The organism is Kosakonia sacchari SP1, from assembly GCF_000300455.3.
Lineage (GTDB): Bacteria > Pseudomonadota > Gammaproteobacteria > Enterobacterales > Enterobacteriaceae > Kosakonia > Kosakonia sacchari.
Genome location: NZ_CP007215.2, coordinates 1,983,136 through 2,009,335, shown reverse-complemented (window position 1 = coordinate 2,009,335; position 26,200 = coordinate 1,983,136). Strand labels below are relative to the sequence as shown.

Below are 26,200 nucleotides of genomic sequence, written 5' to 3'. Positions count from 1 at the left end.
GTCAGGATCAATGAAGACGTTATCCCCCGCCGTTATTTCGCTGCCGTGGCGCCAGGACGCCGCCGAACACTACTTTGCCCCACTTAGCCACCAGCCCTGGGCTATGCTGTTGCATTCTGGCCATGCTAAACATCCGCACAATCGTTTTGATATTGTGGTGGCCGATCCGCTGGAGACGCTGACGACGCGCGGCGAGGCAACGACCCTTAATGGTAGCGAGATATCGTTGGAAGATCCGCTACACCTGCTACAACAGCGTCTGGATGCCTACCCCTTTCGATGTGAACCTCATGCCGATCTGCCGTTTCAGGGCGGTGCGCTGGGGCTGTTTGGCTATGATTTAGGCCGCCGCTTCGAAGAACTGCCCGCGATTGCCGAACAGGACATTAGCATTGCGGATATGGCAGTCGGGATTTATGACTGGGCGCTGGTTGTCGACCATCAGTTGCAACGTGTGACGTTGCTCAGCCATCGCGATGTTAACACAAGGCTGGCATGGTTACAGGCGCAACGTGAACCGCAGCGCCAGGCGTTTCGGCTGACATCCGCCTGGCAGGCCAATATGACGCGTCGCGAATATGGCGAAAAATTCCGTCAGGTTCAGGCGTGGTTACACAGCGGCGACTGCTACCAGGTCAATCTGGCGCAACGTTTTGCAGCGAATTATTGCGGGGATGAGTGGCTGGCGTTTACCCAACTTAACCGTGAAAACCGCGCGCCGTTCAGCGCTTTTTTGCGCCTTGAACACGGCGCGATCCTGAGCCTGTCGCCGGAGCGTTTTATTCGCCTTGAACGCGACAATATCGAAACGCGCCCGATTAAAGGCACATTGCCAAGACTTGCCGACCCGCAGGCAGATGCGCAGCAAGCACAGAAACTCGCCACCTCTGCGAAAGACCAGGCCGAAAACCTGATGATTGTTGATTTGATGCGTAACGATATCGGTCGCGTGGCGACACCGGGTTCGGTGCGCGTGCCGGAACTTTTCGTGGTTGAACCTTTTCCTGCCGTCCACCATCTGGTCAGCACCGTAACGGCAAAATTGCCCGCCGGGCGCCATGCCAGCGATCTGCTGCGCGCCGCGTTTCCGGGCGGCTCGATCACCGGCGCACCGAAAGTGCGGGCGATGGAAATTATCGATGAACTTGAACCGCAGCGGCGTAACGCCTGGTGCGGCTCGATTGGCTATCTCAGTTTCTGCGGGAACATGGATACCAGCATCACAATTCGCACCCTCAGTGCCTGTGCGGGGAAAATTTACTGTTCCGCAGGCGGCGGCATTGTGGCCGACAGCCAGGAAGAGGCGGAATATCAGGAAACTTTTGATAAAGTTAACCGTATCCTGCGGCAACTGGAGAGATGATTCGTGGAGCAACCGGCTTTAACTCTGGATGATTTTTTATCGCGCTTTCAGCTTTTACGCCCGCAACTCAACCCGGCGGTGGCGAATACACGTCAGGCGGCGGTGCTGGTGCCGGTGGTGCGCCGTGAGCAGCCCGGCTTATTACTGACGCAACGCTCGCCGCTGCTTCGCAAGCACGCTGGTCAGGTGGCGTTCCCCGGTGGCGCGGTTGACAGCACGGATGCGTCGCTAATCGCTGCGGCGCTGCGTGAGGCGCAGGAAGAAGTCGCCATTCCGCCCGAGGCCGTTGAAGTGATTGGCGTTTTGCCGCCAGTTGATAGCGTGACCGGTTTTCAGGTTACGCCGATAGTGGGCATTATCCCGCCGGATTTACCCTATCACGCCAGTGAAGATGAAGTGGCCGCGGTGTTTGAAATGCCGCTCGCCGAAGCACTGCGTCTTGGTCGCTATCATCCTCTGGATATCCACCGCCACGGCAATGCGCATCGGGTGTGGTTGTCCTGGTATCAGCATTATTTTGTCTGGGGCATGACGGCGGGAATTATTCGCTCGCTGGCGCTGCAAATTGGGCGCAGACCTTGACTATACTTTACACATAGCACTTTTGTGACAGCGTACGCGCTATTAGTAAAATCAGGGTTAGCCATTAGTTTAATTCATGTGAATAGTTGAGCTGATGATGGCCTTCCCTCTTACACTATGCGCAGTTATTACATCGTTACTGGAAACGCCGGTAACCCTGTCAGGAGCGTTAATGTGATTAGTCTATTCGACATGTTTAAGGTGGGGATTGGTCCCTCATCTTCCCACACTGTAGGCCCGATGAAGGCCGGTAAGCAGTTCGTCGATGACCTGGTCGAAAAAGGATTGCTGGATAACGTCACCCGCGTGGTGGTTGATGTGTACGGCTCGCTCTCCCTTACCGGGAAAGGCCACCATACCGATATCGCCATTATTATGGGGCTGGCGGGCAATGAGCCAGCCACCGTCGATATCGATGCAATCCCGGGTTTTATCCGTGATGTGGAAAACCGCGGTCGTCTGCTGCTGGCGCAGGGGCGTCATGAAGTCGATTTCCCGAAAGATGACGGAATGCGTTTTCACAGCGATAACCTGTCGCTGCATGAAAACGGCATGCGCATCACCGCGCTGAATGGCGAAAACGCTATCTACAGCAAAACCTACTATTCCATCGGCGGGGGGTTTATCGTCGATGAAGAGCATTTTGGTAAAGAGACCACCAGCTCGGTCAATGTCCCTTATCCGTTCAATTCCGCGACCCAGATGCTGGAGTATTGCAAAGAAACCGGTTTGTCGCTTTCTGGCATGGTGATGCAGAACGAACTGGCATTGCACTCGAAAAAAGAGATTGAAGAGTATTTCGGTAATGTCTGGTCAACCATGCGCGCCTGTATCGATCGCGGCATGAATACAGAAGGCGTGCTGCCGGGGCCACTGCGCGTTCCGCGCCGCGCTTCCGCACTGCGTCGTATGCTGGTTTCCAGTGATAAGCTCTCCAGCGATCCGATGAACGTTATCGACTGGGTGAATATGTTTGCGCTGGCGGTTAACGAAGAAAACGCCGCCGGTGGTCGCGTGGTAACTGCGCCAACTAACGGTGCCTGCGGCATCGTTCCGGCTGTACTGGCCTATTACGACCACTTTATTGAGTCCGTCAGCCCGGATATTTATATCCGCTATTTCCTCGCTGCTGGCGCCATCGGCGCATTGTACAAAATGAACGCCTCCATTTCTGGTGCCGAAGTTGGCTGCCAGGGCGAAGTGGGCGTTGCCTGTTCGATGGCGGCGGCGGGCCTGGCAGAACTGCTGGGGGCCAGCCCGGAACAGGTCTGCGTGGCGGCGGAAATTGGCATGGAACACAACCTGGGTCTGACCTGCGACCCGGTGGCCGGACAAGTGCAAGTACCGTGCATTGAGCGTAACGCCATTGCTTCGGTAAAAGCGATTAACGCCTCGCGCATGGCCATGCGCCGTACCAGTGCGCCGCGCGTCTCGCTCGATAAAGTGATCGAAACAATGTATGAGACCGGCAAAGATATGAACGCCAAATACCGCGAAACATCGCGTGGTGGGCTTGCCATCAAAGTACAGTGTGATTAATTCTTGCTTATCAACGCCGTTCAGCCGAACGGCGTTTTTTTTAACCTTTACTGCAGTTGAGTGATCTTTCACCGATTTATCGTCGCTTCGGTAATTCCCCACTACACTTTGAGTGTTCTGGCATGGAAATCAGGCCAGGGATTTTACAGGCGGCAGCGGCATGCAGACGGCTCAACGGATCATTAAAAGTTACCGACGACGGCGCGCCATTGTTTGCGTGCTGGTTGGCGCTGTCGCACTATTTTTAACCCTCACGTTTCGCTTTATTTCGGAGCGTAATTTAAATCATCAGCGTGTTTACGCCTTTACCAACCACGCGGTCAAAACCCTTGAACGATTGATGCTGCCGCTGGAAGCGGGTCGCAGTGTGCTGGTGCCGCTGGTTGGCATCCCCTGCAGCGATATTCACCTGCAGCTTCGCAAGCTGGCCGCAAGCCTGCAAACCGTGCGATCTATCGGTCTGATTCAAAACGGAACGCTCTACTGTTCGAGTATTTTTGGCCAGCGTGATGTTGCCATTCATCAGCTTCAACCCTCTCTGCCTTCACGTTCGCAAAAACTGGTGCTCACCACTGACCAGTCACTGTTAAAAGATCGCCCTATTTTGATCATGTGGTATCCCACCAGTGAAGACGGGCAAAGTGGCGTGATGGAGGCGGTAAATATTGAGCTGCTGAGTAATTTAATGCTGGAGCCGCAAGCGCCATTAATTACCAGCGTCAGCCTCAGCGTAGGCGGCAAACATCTGGTCGAAGGCAAAGGTGTGCTGGATAATTTACCGCCGCTGGAAAACGAAAAGCGCTACCAACGGGCTTCTGCCCATTTTCCTTTTACCATTAGCGTTACCGGGCCGGGTTCTACGCGACTGGCGCTGTGGCATTTGCCTTCGCAGTTGCCTCTGGCGCTGATGATGAGTTTATTGACCGGTTTTATTGCCTGGTTTGCCACCGCCAGCCGCATGAGCTTTTCCCGTGAGATAAACCTCGGGCTTGCCGGGCATGAGTTTGAGCTGTTTTGCCAGCCATTGCTCAATGCACACAACATGCAGTGTGCGGGCGTCGAAATTTTGTTGCGCTGGCACAACCCACGCCAGGGATGGATTTCGCCGGAGATATTTATCCCGATTGCCGAAGAGCAGCATCTGATTGCCCCGCTGACACGTTATGTGCTGGCTGAGACCCAGCGTCAACTGGCGCTCTTTCCTGCTGATCCTGACTTTCATATCGGCATCAACGCCGCGCCAAGCCACTTGCGCCACGGTGAATTGCTAAAAGATCTCGTCCAGCTCTGGTTTAACAAAAATCCCGCCCAGCAGTTAACCATTGAACTCACCGAGCGTGATGCGTTGCTGGATGTCGAATCCCGTATGCTGCGCGAACTTCATCGCCATGGCGCGAAAATAGCCATTGATGATTTCGGTACGGGTAATAGCTCACTTTCGTGGCTCGAGAAATTACATCCGGACATCCTGAAAATTGATAAGTCTTATACCGCGGCTATCGGTACAGATGCGGTGAACTCGACGGTGACGGATATGATTATCGCGCTCGGCCAACGGCTGAATATCGAGCTTGTCGCGGAAGGTGTGGAGACAACGCAACAAGCGCTGTATTTACGTCAACAGGGTGTGCATATGTTGCAGGGGTTTCTTTTTGCAGCACCGATGCCGGTGAAGGATTTTCCGGCCTGGCTAGCGGGGAATATCTCCCCGCCGCCGGAGCGGCATAACGGCCATGTCACGCCGTTAATGCCGGGATAACGATTACTCTTCTTCGTCGAGAGCGGCTTGCTCTTTAACAATACGGACCAGATCAACACGGTAATCGTTGGCTTCAATCACGGTGATATGCAACGGTGCCATTTCGAAGGTTTCGCCCACTGGTGGGATTTGCCCTCGCGCGGCAATCACCAGACCGGCCACGGTGGCAATGTCTTCGTCTTCATCAATGAAGTTGTCAAGGCCCAGCGTGTGTTGCAGCGCATGTAAATCTGTGGTGCCTTTGACCAGCCAGCCGTCACCATCGGCAATAATTTCTGGCGTTTCATCCGCATCCGGGAATTCGCCAGCGATTGCCTCCAGCACGTCCAGCGGCGTGACCAGGCCCTGCACGACACCGAACTCATTGGTAACGATAACGAAACTCCCGCGTGCCCGGCGCAATACGGCCAGCAGCTTAATCGGATCCAGGGTTTCCGGCACGACAATCGCTGGCGTTGACGAAGCGATGGCGGCGACATCTACGCCCTCTTCCAGCGCGACCAGTATCTCTTTCGCACGCACAATGCCGATGACTTCATCCAGCTCGCCACGGCAAACCGGGAACAGGCTGTGCGGCGAGGACAACAGCTGTTGGCGGATCTGTTCAACGCCGAGATTGGCATCCACCCAACTGATATCACCGCGCGGCGTCATGATGCTACGAAGCGAGCGTGAGGCCAGCGTTAATACGCCGTTAATCATATAACGCTCTTCTTCCGCAAACGCGCCTTCCGGCACCGGTACAGAGGCCTGGCTATCCGCTTCGATTTGCGGGTTCGACTGACGGCGGCCGCCCATCAAACGCAGGATGGCATCAGCCGTACGGGCGCGCAGCGGCAGATGTGACTGATGGCGAATAAAGTTCCGCCGCGCAATCTGGTTAAAGAACTCAATAATGATAGAGAAACCAATTGCCGCGTACAGGTAACCTTTCGGAATATGGAAGCCAAAACCTTCAGCCACCAGGCTCAAACCGATCATCAGCAGGAAGCTCAGACAGAGCACGACCACTGTGGGATGTTGGTTCACAAAACGCGTCAGTGGTTTTGACGCCAGCAGCATCACTGCCATAGCAATAACGACAGCTGCCATCATCACCGGCAGGTGATTGACCATGCCCACCGCGGTGATGACCGCATCAAGTGAGAACACCGCGTCAAGAATTACGATCTGCACGACGACCACCCAGAAGCTGGCATAGCCTTTGCCGTGCCCGCTGTCATGTTCGCGGTTTTCCAGCCGTTCATGCAGTTCCGTCGTCGCCTTGAATAACAGGAACACACCGCCGAATAGCATAATCAGATCGCGTCCGGAGAAGGTGAAATCCCAGACGGAAAAAAGTGGTTGTGTCAGCGTGACCATCCACGAGATCAGCGACAACAGCCCCAGTCGCATCACCAGCGCAAGCGACAGGCCAATAAGACGCGCTTTATCACGCTGTTTCGGCGGCAGTTTGTCGGCAAGGATGGCAATAAACACCAGGTTGTCGATACCGAGAACAATTTCCAGAACAACCAGCGTCAGTAATCCCGCCCAAATCGAGGGATCCATTAAGAATTCCATGACAGGCTCCTGAGAAGAGATGCGTTATTCAGTGTGCGCAAACGCACAAATATGACATTGAACGTCGTTGGGAAATGGCGGAAAACGCCGGGCTGCGTGGCACGAGAAGGCCAAAAAGTGAACTGACGTCGGTGACGATCCATACGGTGGGCTGCTGCCCTATACTCCTGACTAATTAAACGGAGGATAAACATATCAGAGAGACTTTGGAATTTGCAAAGATTTACCGGAATTTGCAATTTGTGTGGATATTTTGCGCTTCGAAATTTCACGAAGAGGAAACCTAAATTACGGATCTTCATCACATAAATTATTTTTTCGCTATCTAAAATAAATCCCGAAAGTCATAGGTGTTCTCTTTAACCCTTATCTGAATCGATTCGGTTTACCGTTACCGGGACAGATTCACAATACATCAATTAATGGTGTGTTAACGACAAGAAGAAGGAGGTAGCAAGTGACCATTGCTATTGTTATAGGCACACATGGTTGGGCTGCGGAACAGTTGCTCAAAACCGCCGAGATGCTGCTGGGCGAGCAGGAGAACGTCGGTTGGATTGATTTTGTTCCCGGTGAAAATGCGGAAACATTGATCGAAAAGTACAACGCTCAGTTGGCAAAGCTGGATACCGGCAAAGGTGTGCTGTTTCTCGTCGATACATGGGGCGGCAGCCCGTTTAACGCTGCCAGCCGCATTGTCGTCGATAAAGAGCATTATGAAGTCATTGCTGGCGTTAATATTCCGATGCTGGTGGAAACACTGATGGCCCGGGATGACAACCCGACGTTTGACGAACTCGTGGCACTGGCGGTGGAGACCGGACGTGAAGGCGTGAAAGCGCTAAAAGCACAACCGGTGGCAAAACCCACACCTGCTCCTGTGGCATCGAAAGCGGCAGCACCGGCCAAACCCATGGGACCCAATGATTATATGGTTATCGGGCTTGCCCGTATCGATGACCGTCTGATCCATGGCCAGGTTGCTACCCGCTGGACAAAAGAGACTAACGTTACGCGTATTATCGTCGTGAGCGACGAAGTGGCAGCAGATAATGTCCGTAAAACCCTGCTGACTCAGGTTGCACCGCCAGGTGTGACGGCACATGTCGTTGACGTCGCCAAAATGGTGCGTGTGTATAACAACCCTAAATACGCGGGCGAGCGCGTGATGCTGTTGTTCACCAACCCGACGGATGTACTGCGCGTCGTTGAAGAGGGGGTAAAAATCACCACCGTCAACATTGGCGGCATGGCTTATCGTCAGGGTAAAACCCAGGTGAATAACGCGGTTTCGGTGGACGAGAAAGATATTGCCGCATTCAAGAAATTGAACGAACGCAATATTGAGCTGGAAGTCCGCAAAGTTTCAAACGATCCGAAACTGAAAATGATGGATTTAATCAGCAAAGTGGCGAAATAACCGCGGCGGCCTGATTGACTCAGTTTTCACACTTACGTCTGATTTAGCTATAGGAGAAGTACAATGGAGATTACCACTCTTCAGATTGTGCTGGTGTTCGTCGTCGCATGTATTGCCGGTATGGAGTCGATACTCGATGAATTCCAGTTCCACCGTCCGTTGGTGGCATGTACGCTAGTGGGCATCGTTCTGGGTGATATGAAAACCGGTATCATTATCGGCGGTACGCTGGAAATGATTGCTCTGGGCTGGATGAACATCGGTGCGGCGGTCGCACCCGATGCGGCGCTGGCGTCGATTATCTCGACCATTCTGGTCATTGGCGGTCATCAGAGCATCGGTGCCGGTATTGCACTGGCCATTCCTCTGGCGGCGGCCGGCCAGGTTCTGACCATTATTGTTCGTACCATTACCGTCGGCTTCCAGCATGCCGCGGATAAGGCAGCCGAAACCGGCAACCTGACGGCACTTTCCTGGATCCACGTCTCTTCCCTGTTCCTGCAAGCTATGCGTATCGCTATCCCGGCGGTCATTGTCGCTATCTCCGTCGGTACCAGTGAAGTTCAGAGCATGCTGAACGCCATTCCTGAAGTAGTGACCAGCGGTCTGAATATCGCCGGTGGTATGATCGTGGTGGTAGGTTATGCAATGGTCATCAATATGATGCGCGCAGGCTACCTGATGCCGTTCTTCTACCTCGGCTTCGTGACGGCGGCATTCACCAATTTCAACCTCGTCTCGCTGGGTGTTATCGGTGCAGTTATGGCGATTCTCTACATTCAGCTCAGCCCGAAATATAACCGTTCAGCAGGCGGCGCTGCTCCGGCTGCGGGTTCTAACGATCTTGATAACGAACTGGATTAACAGGTGAACGACATGGTTGATATGACAAAAACTCCGACTGAGAAAAAACTCACCCAGAGTGACATTCGTGGCGTGTTCCTGCGTTCTAACCTGTTCCAGGGATCATGGAACTTCGAACGTATGCAAGCATTGGGCTTCTGCTTCTCGATGGTGCCGGCGATCAAACGCCTGTATCCGGAAAACAACGAAGCGCGTCGTCAGGCCATTAAACGTCATCTGGAGTTCTTTAACACCCATCCATACGTCGCAGCGCCGGTACTGGGCGTTACGCTGGCGATGGAAGAGCAGCGTGCAAACGGCGCAGAGATTGATGATGGTGCGATTAACGGTATCAAAGTTGGTCTGATGGGACCGCTGGCGGGCGTTGGCGACCCGATTTTCTGGGGTACGGTGCGCCCGGTATTTGCAGCGCTAGGGGCGGGTATTGCCATGAGCGGTAGCCTGCTCGGGCCATTGCTGTTCTTCTTCTTATTCAATATCGTCCGCCTGGTGACACGTTATTACGGCGTCGCGTACGGCTACCGTAAAGGTATTGATATTGTTAAAGATATGGGCGGTGGTTTCCTGCAAAAACTGACCGAGGGGGCGTCAATTCTCGGCCTGTTTGTGATGGGTGCGCTGGTTAACAAATGGACGCACGTGAACATTCCACTCGTGGTATCAGAAATTACCGATCAGACCGGTAAAACTAACGTCACGACCGTGCAAACCATTCTCGATCAGTTAATGCCGGGCCTGGTGCCGCTGCTGCTGACTTTCGCCTGCATGTGGTTGCTGCGTAAGAAAGTTAACCCGCTGTGGATCATCGTTGGCTTCTTCGTTATCGGGATTGTAGGTTACGCCATTGGTCTTCTGGGTCTTTAATATGTGATGTGATAACCGGGGGCTTGCCCCCGGTTTTTTTATGTAAGGAGAAACAATGACGATTACGGATATCGTATTGGTACTGTTTATCGCCGCCCTGCTAGCTTTCGCCATCTATGATGAGTTCATCATGCCGCGCCGCATGGGTACTACGCTGCTGGCGGTTCCCCTGTTACGCAGAAGCCGTACCGATGGGGCTATTTTTGTCGGCTTACTGGTGATCCTCATCTATAACAACACCGCCAATGGCGGTTCATCATTAACCATGTGGTTATTATTTGCACTGGCTTTGCTGGGCATTTATCTATTCTGGATCCGCGCCCCCAAAATCATCTTTAAAATGCGTGGTTTTTTCTTTGCTAATGCGTGGATTGAATATAGCCGTATAAAAGAGATGAATTTATCGGAAGATGGTGTGTTAGTAATGCAATTAGAACAACGACGTTTGCTTATTCGCGTACGAAATATCGACGACCTGGAGAAGATATCTGCAGTTTTACTTAAAAGTCAGTAAGTTAGGATTTTAAAACGCGGAAATTGCTCTGCGTAAATAATCATCAGACTTATAGCCTTTGCTATATTGGTGGGCTGATGCACTTATATTTATTAACGTAATTTTCACCAATAAATCTAAATGTTAATCGTTATCGATAAGTAAACGACATTATATATTGCTGTTGTTGTTTTATATTCTCAAAATATGTTAATGTGCGTCCGTCGTTGGGGAGTAGCCGATTTCCACCACTTGGAAATGTACGTGTCAACATACTCGTTGCAAAACGTGGCACGTACGGACTGAAGCCATCAGTCGGGCGAGACCATTGGCACATCAACTGCTGTTTACTGGGGGCAGAGATGTGTTATATGGAACTCCCGGTCAGGACGCTCACATGAATTTATCTGCCACTCTTCTCCTCGCTTTTGGCATGTCGATGGATGCTTTTGCTGCTTCTATCGGTAAGGGCGCCACCTTACATAAACCAAAATTTTCTGAAGCATTGCGCACCGGTCTTATCTTTGGCGTGATTGAAACCCTGACGCCGCTGATTGGCTGGGGGCTGGGGTTGCTGGCCACGAAATTTGTCCTGGAATGGAATCACTGGATAGCGTTTGTGCTGCTGGTGTTTCTCGGTGGCCGAATGGTGCTTGAGGGAATACGCGGCGATGACGACGGTGAAGCGGAAACACCGCATCGCCATGGGTTCTGGTTGCTGGTGACCACCGCAATTGCTACCAGCCTCGACGCGATGGCCGTGGGTGTTGGCCTCGCTTTTCTACAAGTGAATATTGTGGCGACCGCACTGGCGATTGGCTGCACCACTTTTATTATGTCCACGGTAGGAATCATGATTGGCCGCTTTATTGGCCCCATGCTTGGAAAGCGCGCCGAAATCCTCGGTGGGATCGTACTGATTGGCATTGGCGCGCAGATCTTGTGGAGCCACTTTGCCGCTTAGCTTTCCCGCTGTAAGCAGTGAATTGTAAAATCAGTCTGGCAATGGAATTGCTCCATTGCCGCTAACTTTTCCCACACTTCTGGTTTTGCCCGCCAGGCAAAAGGCGTCATTTGCAATAACGCAACGGCTTGCTGGCCCGTCAATGTCATCTCATAAGAGAGTGAATGCTGTTCCAGCAGTCTGAACCCTGCGATATCGCCGCTGTTTTCCGCATGCAGATGCACCTCATCATAAATAAGCCCCTTTAATTCCATTAGATGTCGCGGTCCTGGCGATGCGGTGATGACAATACCTTCTGGTTTCATTACACGCGCCAGTTCTTGCGCTTTGCAGGGTGCATAGATACGCACCAGACCGTCAATGCAGCCATCTTCAAAAGGTAAGCGATGGCTGGATGCAACACAGAACATGATCGCCGAATAGCGCTTCGCCGCCGCACGGATAGCCGCTTTTGAAACATCCAGCCCTAGCATTTGTGCACCATGTTGCTGTGCAATCGCGGCGAATGACTGGGTGTAATACCCTTCCCCACAGCCAATATCCAGCACCGCATCGGCCAACGGCGTTAGCCGCGCATACAAAATGTCACCAATTGCATCACGTAATGGCTGGTAATGCCCCGCATCCAGAAAAGCGCGACGCGCTTGCATCATCTCCGCACTGTCACCAGGATCTTTTGAGCGTTTATGCTGAACGGGCAAAAGATTAACATAACCCTCTTTCGCAACATCAAACTGATGCCGCTGCGCGCAAAAGAAGGATTTATCTCGACGGTGCAAAGGTTCGTGGCAGAGCGGGCAACTGAAGGCCATAAAAACTCCGGGGCGTTCTTAAAGGGCGAAAGTGTACCGCCATTTGTTATGCCGTGGAAATTAAAAAGCCCCGCACTAAGGCGAGGCTTTATGTCTGACATTGATGCGCTACATGCGCTTCAAGCTCAGGGGTGTCGAAATCAGATAGCAGTTACGTTAACTGCAGCCGGGCCTTTCTGGCCGTCCTGAATTTCAAACTCAACGTTCTGGCCTTCGGCCAGAGTTTTGAAGCCGTTACCCTGGATTGCAGAGAAGTGTACGAATACATCTTTGCTGCCATCAGCCGGAGTAATGAAACCAAAACCTTTAGACTCGTTGAACCACTTAACTTGACCTTTAATCTTTGCCATTTGCAAAATTCCTTAATGTATATACTTCGCCCGCAGGCATTGACTGAGAAAACTGAGACATTACTGCTTGAGGCACTAATATAAGGTTCGGCAGAGAAGCTGTATTCAACGAAACGTGTTTACTCAGGACTTCTTTACTGAAAATGCCACACATAAACAGAACTGTACCTCGATTGACCCAAAACGTGTTATCACATAATACGTAAATTATGGCAAGCCATTTTTAAACATGTCTGGATCCGTCGCACAAATTCTATAGTCATCAAGACTTGTTGTGCACGATTATGCATAACGTTGAACGCTATAACAGCCGCCCTGAACACTAAAAGCAATACTCAAAGAAGCGAATTTATCACTATAGCTCAATAAGTTCCGTTGCTCCATGTCAGTTCCCTCCGCGCTATGCATATAGCGTATATCGTAAGAACTTTTTGCGCATACTTATGCTTTTTTCATAGACCAGGAAGATTCTTAAACAAATATACGCACCAGAGAAACTATTACCTCAAACCGCTATGGATATTTCTTGTGCAAATAAGCAAAGTTGTGCACCAAAATAATGAAATTATGATGACACTGCCTCATAAAAAGGCAAAGAAAACGTTTCGATAAAAATAAAACAACATGATTATAAAAGAACTCATCTTTTTGGCGGGCAGTCTGAATTAACAAAGGGGTAAATACTGGCCAATTTTTAAGATCCGAAAGTTATCATTGTCCGCAGCCGTTTCGCTTAGCACCCCCTGTAGCTCTTTTACGGGTTCATCAAGCGATTCATCCGCCAGCTCAAAAACTCCCCAATGAATGGGAACAGCAAGTGGTGCTCCCAGTTGCTGCCATAGCGTAACAGCGTTTTGTGGATCCATATGGTTCATCGCCATAAACCAGCGCGGCGCATAAGCGCCAATTGGCAACGCGATAGTATCCAGTTGACCTAACCGTTGAGGAATGGTGAGTAATTCTGGCGTGTAACCTGTATCACCGGCAAACCAAAAACGCTGCGTTGATGATTCAATAACCCAGCCGCACCACAATGAGCGATTGCGATCCCATAATGTGCGCATGCTCCAATGTTGTGCAGGCACCGCGGTGTAGGTCATTCCCTGAAAGATAAAACTTTGCCACCAGTCTAACTCAGTAACATGCTGCGCACCGCGGCGGCGAAGCCAATTGCCCAACCCCAGGGGGGCAAAGAAATGCACATTCGGAAAGCGACGAAGCAGCGCACGCACCGTCCATGCATCGAGGTGATCGTAGTGGTTGTGAGAAATAAGAATCGCGTCAAGCTGCGAAATGTCGGCAATCGTGAGCGCTGGCGGTGTCCGACGTTGTGGACCAGCAAAACTTACAGGCGAAGCACGACGAGAAAAGACGGGATCTGTGAGTAGATATTGGCCCTGCAGGCGCAAGAGCATACAGGCATGGCCTAACCACCAGAGGCCATCGTCCTCACCAACAATATCGGCTTTTTGCCACCACTGTTCGATAAATGCTGAGTAACCGCCGGAGGGTGGTCTGGGAAGCCCGGCGGCTTTGCGCTCTTTTCGCCAGCGCTTAACATCTCCAAGTTGATGGGCGGCAGATGCCGAGTTGTTAAAACCTTCCGGCGTGTGGTGCGAGATTGCAGAATCATACCAGGGGTTTTTCCACACCATCTCGCACTCCCAGGCAAACTAGCGCTCGGCGACCAGGCGAATGAAATCATCATCGCCTTTTTCTTTCACTTTTACTGGCTCAACCGCTTCGTCCTTTTCAGGTTCATTTGACTCGCACAAGCGACGCAGCAAAGCATTTTGTCGTTTTTGCTGATCCAGCAGAGCTTCGAGTAACTCGATTTGTTCATTCGTGCGTGAACTGGCGCGATTGATAAAGAACCACAAAACCAGACCGACGAGCAGAACCACCAAAGAAAGGACTATAGACGCAAGGTTGATCGCGCCTGAATTTAATACTTCGTTCATTTCACCACCTCTATATAGACGCGGCATTCTACCACTGACGTCAAGGAAGGAAATCTCTCACTGAAAAAATGCCATTACCAGGGGATGAATTTATTGATGACGCAGATGCCGCTGAAGAATTGTACATCTTGATCACACATTACGTTAAGCATTTGAGTCCAGAGCAGCAGGCAGACCACCAATACGGCAGCCAGAATCAGCCATCTATATTTTCTCACTCCACTCTCCGATACGTTGCAAGGTGTAACCAGGTTATCATGGCTTCCTTAAACCGCGACTAACTGTATCTCCTTTCGGTATTTTTAGGAATGCTGGACTTGTTTCACCAGGTAAATACCGTAGCCTTATGATACAGTCTACCGATGTGCAAGGAGCAAATATGCGTACACTCATACGAAGCGTTATCATTCTGGCGCTGCTGTGGATTGGGCTCTTGCTGAGCGGTTACGGGGTACTGATTAACAGTACGGAAAACGCGGCTGGGCTGGGTTTGAAATGTAAATATGCTACTGCACGAGGCACCAGCACCGCACAATATGTGCATTCCAGTAATGGTTTTTTTGGTCTGGCAAACTGCCCGCTGTTGCGTAAAAGCGATACCGTAGTCGATCATGGCTAACCGTTTGCACAAGAAAAAGCCGCCTTTTCAGGCGACTTTTTTTGTCTTCATTCAGAACGGATAGTCGTTATAACCCATCTGTTCGGAAATTTTCCGCGCGGCATTGTGCAACATTTCAACGTACTCATGCAGACGTTCTTCTGAAAAGCGCAATGTCGGGAACGAAATACTTAAACCTGCGATCACAACACCGAAACGGTCAAACACCGGTACGCCAATACAGCGCAAGCCCTCTTCCTGCTCTTCGTTGTCTTCGCCATAACCCTGCTGACGCACAATATCCAGCATCGGCAACAGATCTTCGGTACTGGTGATAGTACGCTCAGTGCTGCGCTTATACTCAACACCTTCAAGAATCTGCTTCACTTCTTCACGATCGCGCCAGGCCAACAGGACTTTACCAATTGCGGTACTGTACAGCGGGTTACGGCGACCAATACGCGAATACATGCGCAGATTGTACATGGAATCAATTTTATGGATGTAGACAATACTGTCTTCATCCAGCGCACCCAGGTGGATGGTCTCTTTCGTCAGACGAGAAAGCTCACGCATTTGGATATCCGCGCTGCGGATCAAATCAACGTTTTGCAATGCACGCGCGCCAAGCTCAAAAAGCTTCAGCGTCAGGGAATATTTTTCAGACTCCCCTTCCTGCGCGACATAACCTAGTGATTTCATGGTTTGCAAAAAGCGATAAACGGTGCTTTTCGACATCATCACACGCTGCGAAAGCTCGGTGATGCCGATTTCACGCTCTTCTCCGAGCGCCTGCAGAATGCCAAATACCTTCAATACAGAAGAGACAGAATCTGGCTGCTTGTCCAAATCTGCGATTGCCATTAATCACCTCATCGCCTGTGTTTTATAAAATTCAGAATCGGTTTTTATTATAAATTCGTCATCCGGTCACCGCAATGCGCGTTTGTCAACTTCGTTACAAATCTGCGACATAAAACCGGAATGCCAATGATAGAATCATTATACAAATAACTTTGTGACATTAGCCCTGAAATTTCCATGGATAAATCTTCCCTTGATGGCCTGCCCATTCCGCAGCGTTACGGCGCAATTCTGACAATTATCATTGGCATCGCCATGGCCGTGCTGGACGGCGCAATTGCTAACGTTGCTCTACCGACCATAGCAAGGGATCTGGATGCTTCCGCTGCCAGTTCAATCTGGATTGTTAATGCCTATCAAATTGCAATCGTCGTTTCACTACTGACCCTTTCATTCCTTGGCGATATGTTTGGTTATCGCCGGGTTTATCAATACGGCCTGGTGCTTTTTACACTTACCTCGTTACTTTGCGCGCTTTCCGACTCGTTATTGACCTTAACGTTGGCGCGTGTCGCGCAGGGCTTTGGCGGTGCAGCGCTGATGAGCGTTAATACTGCACTCATTCGGCTGATTTATCCCCATCGAAGCCTGGGGCGCGGCATGGGCATTAACTCATTTGTTGTCGCCGTCTCGTCCGCAGCAGGACCGACCATTGCAGCGGCCATTCTTTCTGTTGCTTCGTGGCAATGGTTATTCCTGATCAATGTGCCTCTGGGTATTCTCGCCTTGCTGTTGGCAATAAAATTTTTGCCGCCCAATGCGACACGCAGTGCAAAACCCAAATTCGACCTGCCCAGCGCGGTGATGAATGCACTGACATTTGGTCTGCTAATCACGGCCCTTAGCAGCTTCGCTCAGGGGCAATCCACAACGTTAGTGTTGGTGGAATTGGTCGCATTGTTGTTCATCGGCTCGCATTTTGTTCACCGGCAGTTGAAATTACCCGTGCCTTTATTACCTGTAGATTTACTGCGGATCCCGCTTTTCTCTCTGTCGATTGGTACCTCTGTGTGTTCATTTTGTGCGCAGATGTTGGCACTGGTTTCCCTGCCCTTCTTTTTGCAGACGGTGCTTGGGCGCAGTGAAGTGGAAACGGGTTTGCTGTTAACGCCCTGGCCGCTGGCGACAATGGTAATGGCTCCGCTGGCAGGCTATCTGATTGAGCGTGTTCATGCCGGGCTTCTGGGTGGGTTGGGAATGGTCATGATGGCGGGCGGGTTATTTGCGCTAGCGCTGCTTCCCTCTGCACCGGCAGATATCGATATCATCTGGCGAATGGCATTATGCGGTGCGGGTTTCGGCCTGTTTCAGTCACCCAACAACCACACGATTATCACCGCCGCACCACGCCAGCGCAGCGGCGGTGCCAGTGGCATGCTGGGTACCGCGCGTCTGCTGGGACAAAGCTCCGGTGCTGCGCTGGTAGCGTTGATGTTTAATCTCTTCGAAACGAATGGAACGCATATCTCGTTGCTACTGGCGGGAACGCTCGCCACAGTTGCCGCTGTAATCAGCAGCTTACGGATCACACAGCCGCGCGCCAGTGAGTAAAAAAATTGCTTGTCTAGCAAGTAATTAAATACCGTCGCAAAAATTAATGCCCTGCCCGTTCTGTAGTTTTAAATCCCGAGGCAATAGGCAACACCAAAACCTGTTGCTTACCGCGTCCACCGAACGTGGTTTTCAATTGGCAATAAAAAACGCGTCATTCGACGCGTTTTTTGATTCCAGATGAGCTGTTATTTCAGATATTCACCAGAACGCAATGCTTCAATACGTTTATCCAGCGGCGGGTGAGTCATGAACAGTTCACTCAGCGATTTTGACTTACCATTGATACAGAAAGCCATCATGCTGCTTGCTTCCTGTGGTTCATAGCTGGTTTTCAAACGCTGGAGCGCAGCAATCATCTTCTCACGCCCCACCAATTTTGCCGATCCGGCATCGGCATGGAATTCGCGATAACGCGAGAACCACATGGTGATAATGCTCGCCAGAATACCAAACACCAGCTCCAGCACAGTTGCAACAGCGAAGTAGATCAGCGGGTTGCCGTTAGTTTCTTCGCCATCATCGCGGTTGCCACTGAGGAAACCTGACGCAATCTGCGCAATGATGCGTGAAATGAAGATAACAAAGGTGTTCACGATACCCTGAATCAGCGTCATGGTGACCATGTCGCCATTCGCAATGTGGCTAATTTCATGAGCGATAACAGCTTCGGCCTCATCACGGCTCATGTTTTGCAGCAGACCGGTGCTGACTGCAACCAGCGAAGCATCACGGCGCGCGCCGGTTGCGAAAGCATTGATATCCGGCGCATGGTAAATGGCCACCTGCGGCATCGCGATACCCGCCTGGCGAGACTGCCGGGCAACGGTGTCCATCAGCCAGCGCTCCATATCGTTACGGGGCTGTTCAATCACTTCACCACCAACAGATTTCAGCGCCATCCATTTCGACATCAACAGCGAAATAAACGAGCCGCCAAAACCAAACAGCAGCGCCATAATTAACAAGCCCTGAACGCTGCTCGACTGAATGCCCGTCAGGCTAAGTACCAGACCGAACACCAACATGACGGCCAGGTTAGTCAACAGGAAGAGCGCGATTCGCATCATAATTTTCTTTTAACCTCGACTTAACAAAACGCACTATGCGATTACCCACATCGTATGGGCATGGCGGGTATTTTCAAGCATCTGCGCGGCGTAAGTCACGAGAAAAACACAACTTTACATTTTGTAGTACGTTGCTTACGCCAGAGAAGAGTTGTTAAAAAAACAGGCACAATTTCTTGTGCCTGTTTTATTTTACTTCGCGGGAGCGGGCTGTTCCGCTGGTTGATCTTTTTCCAGATGCGCGAGATCCAGGGCAATATGAACCGTTTCATCGAGATACGGATCGGGCTCCTGATAATCCTTTGGCAAATCGTCCAGTTTTTTCAGTAGCGGCTTGCCTTCGCGTTTGAAGCGATCGTTGAGACGAGAGAGACGAATGGCATCATCTTCTGCATTCTCTTTCTCGCGCTGCGCCAGGTTAAGAGAAACGATGTTACGTTTATCTTTCAACGCATCGAAACGCTCAATGTCCTTCATGATGTACTGGAACTCAGGATCTTTAGCGATCCGTTCCTCATGATCTTTGAGCAGCTCCGCGCCAAACGGTTTTAAATCGCCAGACTTCACGAACGTCGCCGCGTTAATGCTATCCCACGGCAATGCGTTGTCTTCAAATTTTTCGCCGGTTTCAGTAACCTGCGTTCCCGTCGGCATAATAATGTCCGGCGTTACGCCTTTGCGCTGTGTACTCCCACCGTTTACACGATAGAATTTCTGGATGGTGTACTGCACCGATCCCAGCGCCGGCCACTCAGGACGAAGCATCTGATCGTAAATACGGTTGAGCGAGCGATATTGCTGAACAGTGCCTTTACCGAACGTCGGTTCGCCGACGATCAGGGCACGACCATAGTCCTGCATTGCTGCAGCAAAGATTTCTGATGCCGAGGCACTAAAACGGTCAACCAGCACCACCAGCGGGCCTTTATAATAGACCACGCCATCGGTATCGCTGTCTTCACGCACTTTACCGTTGTTATCACGCACTTGTACCACCGGGCCGGACGGAATAAACAGACCGGAGAGCGATACCGCTTCTGTCAACGCGCCGCCGCCGTTAGTACGCAGGTCGATAACCACGCTGCTAACGTTTTGTTTTTCAAGTTTTTGCAACTGGACTTTGACATCGTCAGTCAGACCAACGTAGAAGCCAGGGATGTCGAGAACGCCAACTTTTTCTTTGCCGACGCTCTTCACTGACATTTTCACCGCGCGGTCTTCGAGGCGAATCCGTTCACGTGTCAGTGTAACAATGCGCGTTTTGGTGCCTTTACCCGCCGGCAGGATTTCGAGGCGCACTTTACTGCCTTTTGGTCCTTTAATCAGCGCAACCACATCGTCAAGACGCCAGCCGATAACATCAACCATGTTCTGGCCGGTTTGCCCAACGCCAACAATACGATCGCCAACGCTGATGGCTTTGCTTTTCGCCGCCGGGCCACCCGCGACCATAGAGTTGATCACGGTATAATCGTCATCTCCCTGCAACACCGCGCCAATCCCCTCAAGAGACAGACTCATCTCGGTATTAAATTGTTCGGTATTACGCGGAGAGAGGTAGTTAGTGTGCGGGTCAATTTCGCGCGCAAAAGAGGTCATGGCTAACGAAAACACGTCTTCGCTATTGGTTTGCGCCAAACGACGAATCGCAAACTTATAGCGACGCGTCAGCGTTTCGCGGATCTCTTTCTCGTCTTTCCCGGTCAGCTTCAGGCTGAGTTCATCGTACTTAACTTTGCTGTCCCAGAGCGCGTTCAGTTCCGCTTCATCTTTCGGCCATGGCGCTTTGCTACGGTCAAGATTAAAGGTGTCATTACCGGAAAAATCCATCGGGCGCTCAAGCACTTTCAGCGCGTACTGGTAGCGCTCAAAACGACGCTTCTGCGCAAGGTTGTACAAGTCGTAAAATACGTCCAGTTTACCAGTGCGTAGCTCATCGCCAATCAGGCCTTTTTTCTGGGAAAACTGTTCGACATCGCTCGCCAACAGCACATTGTGGCTGTAGTCGAGCAGGTTGAGATAGCGATTGAAAATCTTCGCTGAAAAAGCGGCGTCTAAATCAAACTGACGGTAGTGAGAGCGAGTAAAACGCGAGGTTACGCGCTCGCTCACCGTAGCGTGCTGGGTCTCTTCCTTTAATACCGGAATTTGATCGGCACGGGTAATATCTTCCACAGCCAGAGCGTGGCCTGTTACGAATAACAGACCAGCCAATGCTGTGCGCTTAAACAAAGTGTTCATGCCAGGCCAGGCCTCCGTTTCAGAACATTAAATGTTCTGCGCGTACAATCATCGACATACCCGAGCTAAGCTGTACGCGAACACCATCTTTCGTGATTTCCAGCACCGTGGCGTCCATCGCATTGTTCCCTGCTTTCACCTTCAGGTTTTGACCAACGCTCAGTACAGATAAATCTGAAACTGGCGTATGGTGCTCTTCCTGCTGAGGTGCACGCTGGGTTTTCGCAACAGGTTTGTCAGTACGAGGTTTGCGTTCAGCACCCTCTTTACGACGCGGAGCCGGGCGGGCTTTACGCTCACGGCGCGGCGCCTCTTCTTGACCTGCGGCAGCAGCGGCTTCTCGTTTTTTAGCTTGCTGTTCAGCACGTTGTGCCTGAACGCGTGCTTTGGCTTCTTCAAGCTGTTTGCGGGCATGTTCTACGTGTTGCTCATCCAGCACGCCACAAGCGTTGCCATCGAGATCCACACGCGCCGCGCCAGCTTTGATACCGTACAGGTAACGCCAGCTTGAAGTATAAAGACGTAAAGCGGAACGAAGTTGGGTTTTGCTGAGATTCATCTCACCCTCAACACGCTCGACGAGATCCTGAAAAATACCGATTTTCAGGGGGCGTGCTTCGCCTTCAGCACTGAAACAGTGAGGGAAACGTTCGGCCAAAAAAGCGATAACTTCTTTACTGCTATTCAACTTAGGTTGATTTTCCATGAAATTTCCTGATTACAACGGACGTTGCCAACAAGCGCAGGCATGAACAGGCGTCATTATAATGACGCTATCGGTAAATGCTACGTTATCCGTTGATTATCCTGCGACGGGTGCAAAGATTTTTTGATAATCGGTCGCCGCAAGAACGTTTTCAAGATGCGAAACCAGCTCGCGCAGCCCCTGTTCATCCTCGGCGGTGAAGCGAGAAAAGACGACGCTGTCGATATCCAGCACGCCAATAATCTGATTATTTACCGTTACCGGCAGTACGATTTCAGAATTACTTGCCGCATCGCAGGCGATATGTCCATCGAACTGATGCACATCTTCTACACGCTGTACGCGGTTTTGCGCAACCGCAGTGCCACAAACCCCGCGCCCAACCGGAATACGCACACAGGCAATTTTGCCCTGGAACGGCCCTAATACCAGCGTATCCGCTTCCAGAAGATAAAAACCCGCCCAGTTCACCCCATCAAGGCGTTCAAATAGCAGCGCGCTGGTATTCGCGAGCGTCGCTAAAAAACTGGTTTCACCTGCCATTAACGCCTGAAAATCGCGGTTTAAGTCCGCGTAAAATTCTGTTTTGTTCATTGTTCAATCACTTTGGTGTCTTACTTCGAAAAACTGCTTAGCCTATTAAAATAAGCATTAAATGCGTTGATGCTCAAGATGTTCCATTCATGAGTTAAGATAGATCCATCTAAACATTTTCTGATACCAGTAATGGCACTAAAGATACAACAAATTACGCCGGGGAAAAAAATCGCCGTTCATCGCGTGGGCGAAGCGCTGCCACGCGCACATTACCAGCGCTGTCCCCAGTGCGATACGCTTTTTGCGTTACCGGTTATGAAATCGCACCAAAGTGCATTTTGCCCCAGTTGTGATGCCAAAGTCCGTGATGGACGAGACTGGTCTTTAACGCGCCTCGGTGCGATGGCGGTGACCATGATCCTCTTGATGCCCTTCGCCTGGGGTGAGCCACTACTGCATCTCTATTTGCTCGGCGTACGTATTGACGCCAATGTGTTGCAGGGTATCTGGCAAATGACCGCGCAAGGCTCGCCCATTACCGGCGCGATGGTGCTGTTTTGCACCGTTGGCGCGCCGCTGGTGCTGGTTACGGCTATCGCCTATTTATGGCTTGGTAACATCCTCGGCATGAATCTGCGCCCCGTGTTGTTAATGCTGGAAAAACTGAAAGAGTGGGTGATGCTGGATATCTATCTGGTTGGCGTTGGCGTCGCCTCTATCAAAGTGCAGGACTACGCCTACCTGCAACCTGGTATCGGGTTGTTTGCATTTGGCGCGCTCGTGATTTTAAGCGTAATGACGCTCATCCATTTGAACGTTGAACAGCTGTGGGAGCGCTTTTATCCGCAACGCCCGGCAAAACGCCCCGATCCCAAATTGCAGGTTTGTCTGGGCTGCCATTTTACCGGTTTTCCAGACGTTCGCGGCCGCTGCCCGCGCTGCCATATTCCGTTAACGCATCGCCGTAAACAGAGTTTGCAGAAATGTTGGGCGTCACTTATCGCATCGTTGATCTTTCTGTTCCCGGCGAACCTGCTGCCGATCTCCGTTATTTATGTCAACGGCACACGACAAGAAGACACGATTATGTCGGGGATTATTTCGCTGGCGCACAGCAATGTTGCCGTGGCAGGTGTGGTGTTTATCGCCAGTATTCTGGTGCCGTTTACCAAAGTGATCGTGCTGTTTACACTGCTGCTTAGCATCCATTTCAAATTTGAACAGGGGTTACGCACTCGTATTTTACTTTTGCGCTTTGTGACCTGGATTGGGCGTTGGTCGATGCTCGATCTGTTTGTCATTTCACTAATGATGTCACTGATTAACCGCGACCAACTCCTCGCTTTTACTATGGGACCCGCTGCGTTTTATTTCGGTGCGGCGGTAATTTTGACTATTCTTGCTGTGGAATGGCTGGACAGCCGCTTACTTTGGGATGCACATGAGTCAGGAAACCCCCGCTTCGCCGACTGAAGCGCGTATTAAAACAAAACGGCGCATTTCGCCTTTCTGGTTGCTCCCGGTCATCGCCCTGCTCATTGCGGGCTGGCTTATCTGGAGCAGTTATGAAGATCGTGGCAACACCATCACGATTGATTTTATGTCCGCCGATGGCATTGTTGCAGGGCGCACCCCTGTTCGCTATCAGGGCGTTGAAGTCGGCACGGTGCAGGACATCCGCCTGAGCGAAGATCTGAAAAAAATCGAAGTCCGCGCCAGCATCAAATCCAATATGAAAGATGCACTGCGCAGTGAAACGCAGTTCTGGCTGGTTACACCGAAAGCGTCGCTGGCGGGCGTTTCAGGACTCGATGCGCTGGTGGGCGGTAACTATATTGGCATGATGCCAGGCAAAGGCGAACCGCAGGAGCACTTCACCGCGCTGGATACGCAACCGAAATATCGCCTGAACAACGGCGAATTAATGATCCACCTTCATGCTCCAGATTTAGGTGCGCTAAACAGCGGCTCGCTGGTCTATTTCCGTAAAATCCCGGTCGGTCGCGTCTATGACTATTCGATCAATGCCAATAAACAGGGCGTAACCATTGATGTGCTGATCGAGCGCCGTTTTACCAACCTGGTGAAAAAAGGCAGCCGCTTCTGGAACGTTTCCGGTGTGAAAGCCGATGTCGGCTTGAGCGGTGCCAAAGTCGAACTTGAAAGCCTGGCCGCTCTGGTCAACGGCGCCATCGCGTTTGACTCCCCTGACGCCTCGCAACCCGCCGCCCAGGACGACGAATATGGCTTATATGAAGATCTGGCGCACAGCCAGCGCGGCGTGCTGGTGAAACTTGATTTGCCTGGTGGTCAGGGATTAAAAGCCGGCTCCACACCGCTGATGTATCAGGGGCTGGAAGTAGGCCAACTGACTAAAATCGATCTCAACCCTGGCGGCGCCGTCAGCGGCGAGTTAACGGTTGATCCAAGTGTGGTGAATCTGTTGCGCGATAACACGCGCATCGAAATGCACAACCCAAAAATCTCACTGAGTAATACCAATCTCAGCTCCCTGCTGACCGGTAGCACGCTGGAACTGGTGCCCGGTGAAGGCCAGCCGCGTAATCAGTTTGTTGTCCTGCCGGCAGATAAAAACCTGTTGCAGGAACCCGGCGTTGTAACCCTGACGCTCACCGCACCGGAAAGTTATGGTATTGACGCCGGACAACCGCTGGTGCTGCATGGCGTGCAGGTCGGCCAGGTGCTGGAACGCAAGCTGACGAACCTGGGCGTGACGTTTGCCGTCGCGATTGATCCGCAGTATCGCGATTTAGTGCACGGCGACAGCAAGTTCGTCGTCAACAGTCGTGTTGATGTCAAAGTGGGGCTGGATGGCGTTGAGTTCCTCGCCGCCAGCGCTAACGAGTGGCTCAGTGGCGGCATCCGCATTCTACCTGGTGCCAAAGGCGAGATGAAAAACAGTTACCCTCTGTTCGCCAACCTGGATAAGGCTCTCGAAAACAGCCTGAGCGACCTGCCAACCACCACGCTGACGCTGACGGCAGACACACTGCCAGACGTGCAAGCCGGTTCGGTGGTGCTGTACCGCAAGTTTGAAGTCGGTGAAGTGATTACCGTGCGTCCACGTGCCAATGCTTTTGATATTGAGCTGCATATCAAACCGGAATACCGCAATTTACTGACCAGCAATAGCGTTTTCTGGGCTGAAGGCGGCGCGAAAGTACAGCTGAACGGTAGCGGTCTCACCGTTCAGGCCGCTCCGCTCTCGCGCGCCATAAAAGGGGCTATCAGTTTCGATAACCTTAGCGGCGCCAGTGGTCGTGTGCGCAAAGGCGATAAACGCGTGCTTTACGCTTCGGAAACCGCGGCGCGCGCGGTCGGCGGGCAGATTACGTTACATGCATTTGACGCCGGAAAACTGGCAGCGGGCATGCCTATTCGTTATCTGGGAATTGATATCGGGCAGATTCAGGATCTGCAACTGATTACAGATAAGAACGAAGTCCAGGCCAGCGCAGTGCTGTATCCGGAATATGTCCAGACGTTTGCCCGCGCCGGGTCTCGCTTCTCGGTGATCACCCCACAAATCTCCGCTGCGGGCGTTGAACATCTCGATACCTTGTTGCAACCCTATATCAATGTGGAACCTGGTCGCGGCGACGCGCGGCGCGACTTTGAAATTTCAGAAGCCACCATTACGGATTCCCGCTACCTCGATGGCCTGAATATCGTCGTCGAAGCGCCGGAAGCCGGTTCGATCAACATCGGCACTCCGGTGTTGTTCCGTGGCATCGAAGTGGGCACCGTGACCGGCATGATGTTGGGAACGCTTTCCGATCGCGTGATGATTGGCATGCGGATCAGTAAACGCTATCAGCATCTGGTACGGAATAATTCGGTGTTCTGGCTCGCTTCCGGTTACTCGCTGGACTTTGGCCTGGTTGGCGGCGTAGTGAAAACAGGGACGTTCAACCAGTTTATTCGCGGTGGTATCGCCTTCGCTACACCACCGGAAACACCGCTGGCACCGAAAGCGCAACCGGGTAAACACTTCCTGCTGCTCGAAAGCGAACCCAAAGAGTGGCGCCAGTGGGGTACCGCCCTGCCGCGTTAAGCCTGCAGGCTCCGGCGTGCTTGC

The 26,200-nt window shown here is 51.7% G+C and carries 24 protein-coding genes, 1 pseudogene and 1 riboswitch; of the genes and pseudogenes, 13 read left to right on the top strand and 12 right to left on the bottom strand.

Annotated features, from left to right (window positions below):
• The first annotated feature begins 10 nt into the window (after positions 1-10).
• From pabB to C813_RS32545, 4 genes are all read left to right on the top strand, one after another.
• Positions 11-1,363, top strand: a complete 1,353-nt coding sequence (gene pabB, locus C813_RS32560) for an aminodeoxychorismate synthase component 1 (protein WP_017456982.1) — start codon at positions 11-13, stop codon at positions 1,361-1,363.
• Positions 1,364-1,366: 3 nt separating this feature from the next.
• Positions 1,367-1,945 (top strand): CoA pyrophosphatase, encoded by a 579-nt coding sequence (locus tag C813_RS32555; RefSeq protein ID WP_017456981.1) that lies wholly within the window; start codon positions 1,367-1,369, stop codon positions 1,943-1,945.
• A gap of 174 nt (positions 1,946-2,119) precedes the next feature.
• Positions 2,120-3,484, top strand: coding sequence for an L-serine ammonia-lyase (gene sdaA, locus C813_RS32550; protein ID WP_017456980.1), 1,365 nt, complete (start codon positions 2,120-2,122; stop codon positions 3,482-3,484).
• Between the two features lie 160 nt (positions 3,485-3,644).
• A complete protein-coding gene (locus C813_RS32545; RefSeq protein WP_017456979.1) occupies positions 3,645-5,243 on the top strand; it encodes an EAL domain-containing protein in 1,599 nt (532 codons plus the stop codon).
• Positions 5,244-5,246: 3 nt separating this feature from the next.
• On the opposite strand, the gene yoaE is transcribed toward C813_RS32545, so the two are convergent.
• Positions 5,247-6,806 (bottom strand): CNNM family cation transport protein YoaE, encoded by a 1,560-nt coding sequence (gene yoaE / locus C813_RS32540; protein WP_017456978.1) that lies wholly within the window; start codon positions 6,804-6,806, stop codon positions 5,247-5,249.
• Between the two features lie 457 nt (positions 6,807-7,263).
• Here yoaE and manX point away from each other — a divergent pair, with 457 nt between their 5' ends.
• The 5 genes from manX to mntP all read left to right on the top strand — a co-directional run bounded on the left by manX (position 7,264) and on the right by mntP (position 11,411).
• Complete coding sequence (manX, locus tag C813_RS32535; RefSeq protein ID WP_017456977.1) at positions 7,264-8,226, top strand: PTS mannose transporter subunit IIAB; 963 nt, start codon at positions 7,264-7,266, stop codon at positions 8,224-8,226.
• Positions 8,227-8,289: 63 nt separating this feature from the next.
• Positions 8,290-9,090, top strand: coding sequence for a PTS mannose/fructose/sorbose transporter subunit IIC (locus C813_RS32530; protein ID WP_017456976.1), 801 nt, complete (start codon positions 8,290-8,292; stop codon positions 9,088-9,090).
• A 12-nt stretch (positions 9,091-9,102) separates the two neighbouring features.
• On the top strand, positions 9,103-9,954 hold the full coding sequence (locus C813_RS32525; protein WP_025263579.1) for a PTS mannose transporter subunit IID: 852 nt from the start codon (positions 9,103-9,105) through the stop codon (positions 9,952-9,954).
• A gap of 55 nt (positions 9,955-10,009) precedes the next feature.
• Positions 10,010-10,468, top strand: coding sequence for a DUF986 family protein (locus tag C813_RS32520; protein WP_017456974.1), 459 nt, complete (start codon positions 10,010-10,012; stop codon positions 10,466-10,468).
• A gap of 196 nt (positions 10,469-10,664) precedes the next feature.
• A riboswitch (yybP-ykoY riboswitch) is annotated at positions 10,665-10,838 on the top strand.
• A 6-nt stretch (positions 10,839-10,844) separates the two neighbouring features.
• Complete coding sequence (gene mntP / locus C813_RS32515) at positions 10,845-11,411, top strand: manganese efflux pump MntP (RefSeq protein WP_017456973.1); 567 nt, start codon at positions 10,845-10,847, stop codon at positions 11,409-11,411.
• Here mntP and rlmA read toward each other — a convergent pair.
• From rlmA to mgrB, 6 genes and pseudogenes are all read right to left on the bottom strand, one after another.
• Positions 11,408-12,223 (bottom strand): 23S rRNA (guanine(745)-N(1))-methyltransferase, encoded by an 816-nt coding sequence (gene rlmA, locus C813_RS32510; RefSeq protein WP_017456972.1) that lies wholly within the window; start codon positions 12,221-12,223, stop codon positions 11,408-11,410. The genes mntP and rlmA overlap by 4 nt on opposite strands.
• Positions 12,224-12,363: 140 nt before the next feature.
• The gene (gene cspE, locus C813_RS32505) at positions 12,364-12,573 is read right to left on the bottom strand and encodes a transcription antiterminator/RNA stability regulator CspE (protein WP_001062678.1); all 210 of its coding nucleotides are present in this window, start codon (positions 12,571-12,573) and stop codon (positions 12,364-12,366) included.
• 12 nt (positions 12,574-12,585) lie between these two features.
• Positions 12,586-12,727, bottom strand: a pseudogene (locus tag C813_RS47145) (DUF2627 domain-containing protein).
• 511 nt (positions 12,728-13,238) lie between these two features.
• Positions 13,239-14,228, bottom strand: a complete 990-nt coding sequence (locus C813_RS32500) for an MBL fold metallo-hydrolase (RefSeq protein ID WP_017456971.1) — start codon at positions 14,226-14,228, stop codon at positions 13,239-13,241.
• A gap of 18 nt (positions 14,229-14,246) precedes the next feature.
• A complete protein-coding gene (locus C813_RS32495) occupies positions 14,247-14,534 on the bottom strand; it encodes a YebO family protein (RefSeq protein WP_017456970.1) in 288 nt (95 codons plus the stop codon).
• A 74-nt stretch (positions 14,535-14,608) separates the two neighbouring features.
• Positions 14,609-14,752: a PhoP/PhoQ regulator MgrB gene (gene mgrB, locus C813_RS46355; RefSeq protein ID WP_017456969.1), complete on the bottom strand. Its 144-nt coding sequence runs from the start codon at positions 14,750-14,752 to the stop codon at positions 14,609-14,611.
• Positions 14,753-14,913: 161 nt separating this feature from the next.
• Here mgrB and C813_RS32485 point away from each other — a divergent pair, with 161 nt between their 5' ends.
• Complete coding sequence (locus C813_RS32485) at positions 14,914-15,153, top strand: YobH family protein (RefSeq protein ID WP_017456968.1); 240 nt, start codon at positions 14,914-14,916, stop codon at positions 15,151-15,153.
• Positions 15,154-15,204: 51 nt separating this feature from the next.
• Here the strand turns inward: C813_RS32485 and kdgR are convergent, their stop codons facing one another.
• Entirely contained in the window at positions 15,205-15,996 is a 792-nt protein-coding gene (kdgR, locus tag C813_RS32480; protein ID WP_017456967.1) for a DNA-binding transcriptional regulator KdgR, read from the bottom strand.
• Positions 15,997-16,173: 177 nt separating this feature from the next.
• On the opposite strand from kdgR, the gene C813_RS32475 reads away from it, so the two are divergent.
• Positions 16,174-17,547, top strand: coding sequence for an MFS transporter (locus C813_RS32475; protein ID WP_017456966.1), 1,374 nt, complete (start codon positions 16,174-16,176; stop codon positions 17,545-17,547).
• A gap of 188 nt (positions 17,548-17,735) precedes the next feature.
• Here C813_RS32475 and htpX read toward each other — a convergent pair whose 3' ends face one another.
• The 4 genes from htpX to C813_RS32455 form a co-directional block, all read right to left on the bottom strand.
• Positions 17,736-18,617, bottom strand: coding sequence for a protease HtpX (htpX, locus tag C813_RS32470; RefSeq protein WP_017456965.1), 882 nt, complete (start codon positions 18,615-18,617; stop codon positions 17,736-17,738).
• 192 nt (positions 18,618-18,809) lie between these two features.
• Entirely contained in the window at positions 18,810-20,858 is a 2,049-nt protein-coding gene (gene prc, locus C813_RS32465) for a carboxy terminal-processing peptidase (protein ID WP_017456964.1), read from the bottom strand.
• A gap of 19 nt (positions 20,859-20,877) precedes the next feature.
• Positions 20,878-21,564 carry an RNA chaperone ProQ gene (gene proQ, locus C813_RS32460; protein ID WP_017456963.1) on the bottom strand — a complete coding sequence of 229 codons (687 nt, stop codon included), beginning with the start codon at positions 21,562-21,564 and terminating at the stop codon, positions 20,878-20,880.
• A gap of 96 nt (positions 21,565-21,660) precedes the next feature.
• Complete coding sequence (locus C813_RS32455) at positions 21,661-22,158, bottom strand: GAF domain-containing protein (RefSeq protein ID WP_017456962.1); 498 nt, start codon at positions 22,156-22,158, stop codon at positions 21,661-21,663.
• Between the two features lie 132 nt (positions 22,159-22,290).
• On the opposite strand from C813_RS32455, the gene yebS reads away from it, so the two are divergent.
• The gene (gene yebS, locus C813_RS32450) at positions 22,291-23,574 is read left to right on the top strand and encodes a membrane integrity lipid transport subunit YebS (protein ID WP_017456961.1); all 1,284 of its coding nucleotides are present in this window, start codon (positions 22,291-22,293) and stop codon (positions 23,572-23,574) included.
• Positions 23,543-26,176, top strand: a complete 2,634-nt coding sequence (locus C813_RS32445; protein WP_017456960.1) for a PqiB family protein — start codon at positions 23,543-23,545, stop codon at positions 26,174-26,176. Before yebS ends, C813_RS32445 begins: the two co-directional genes overlap by 32 nt.
• Positions 26,177-26,200: the final 24 nt, after the last annotated feature.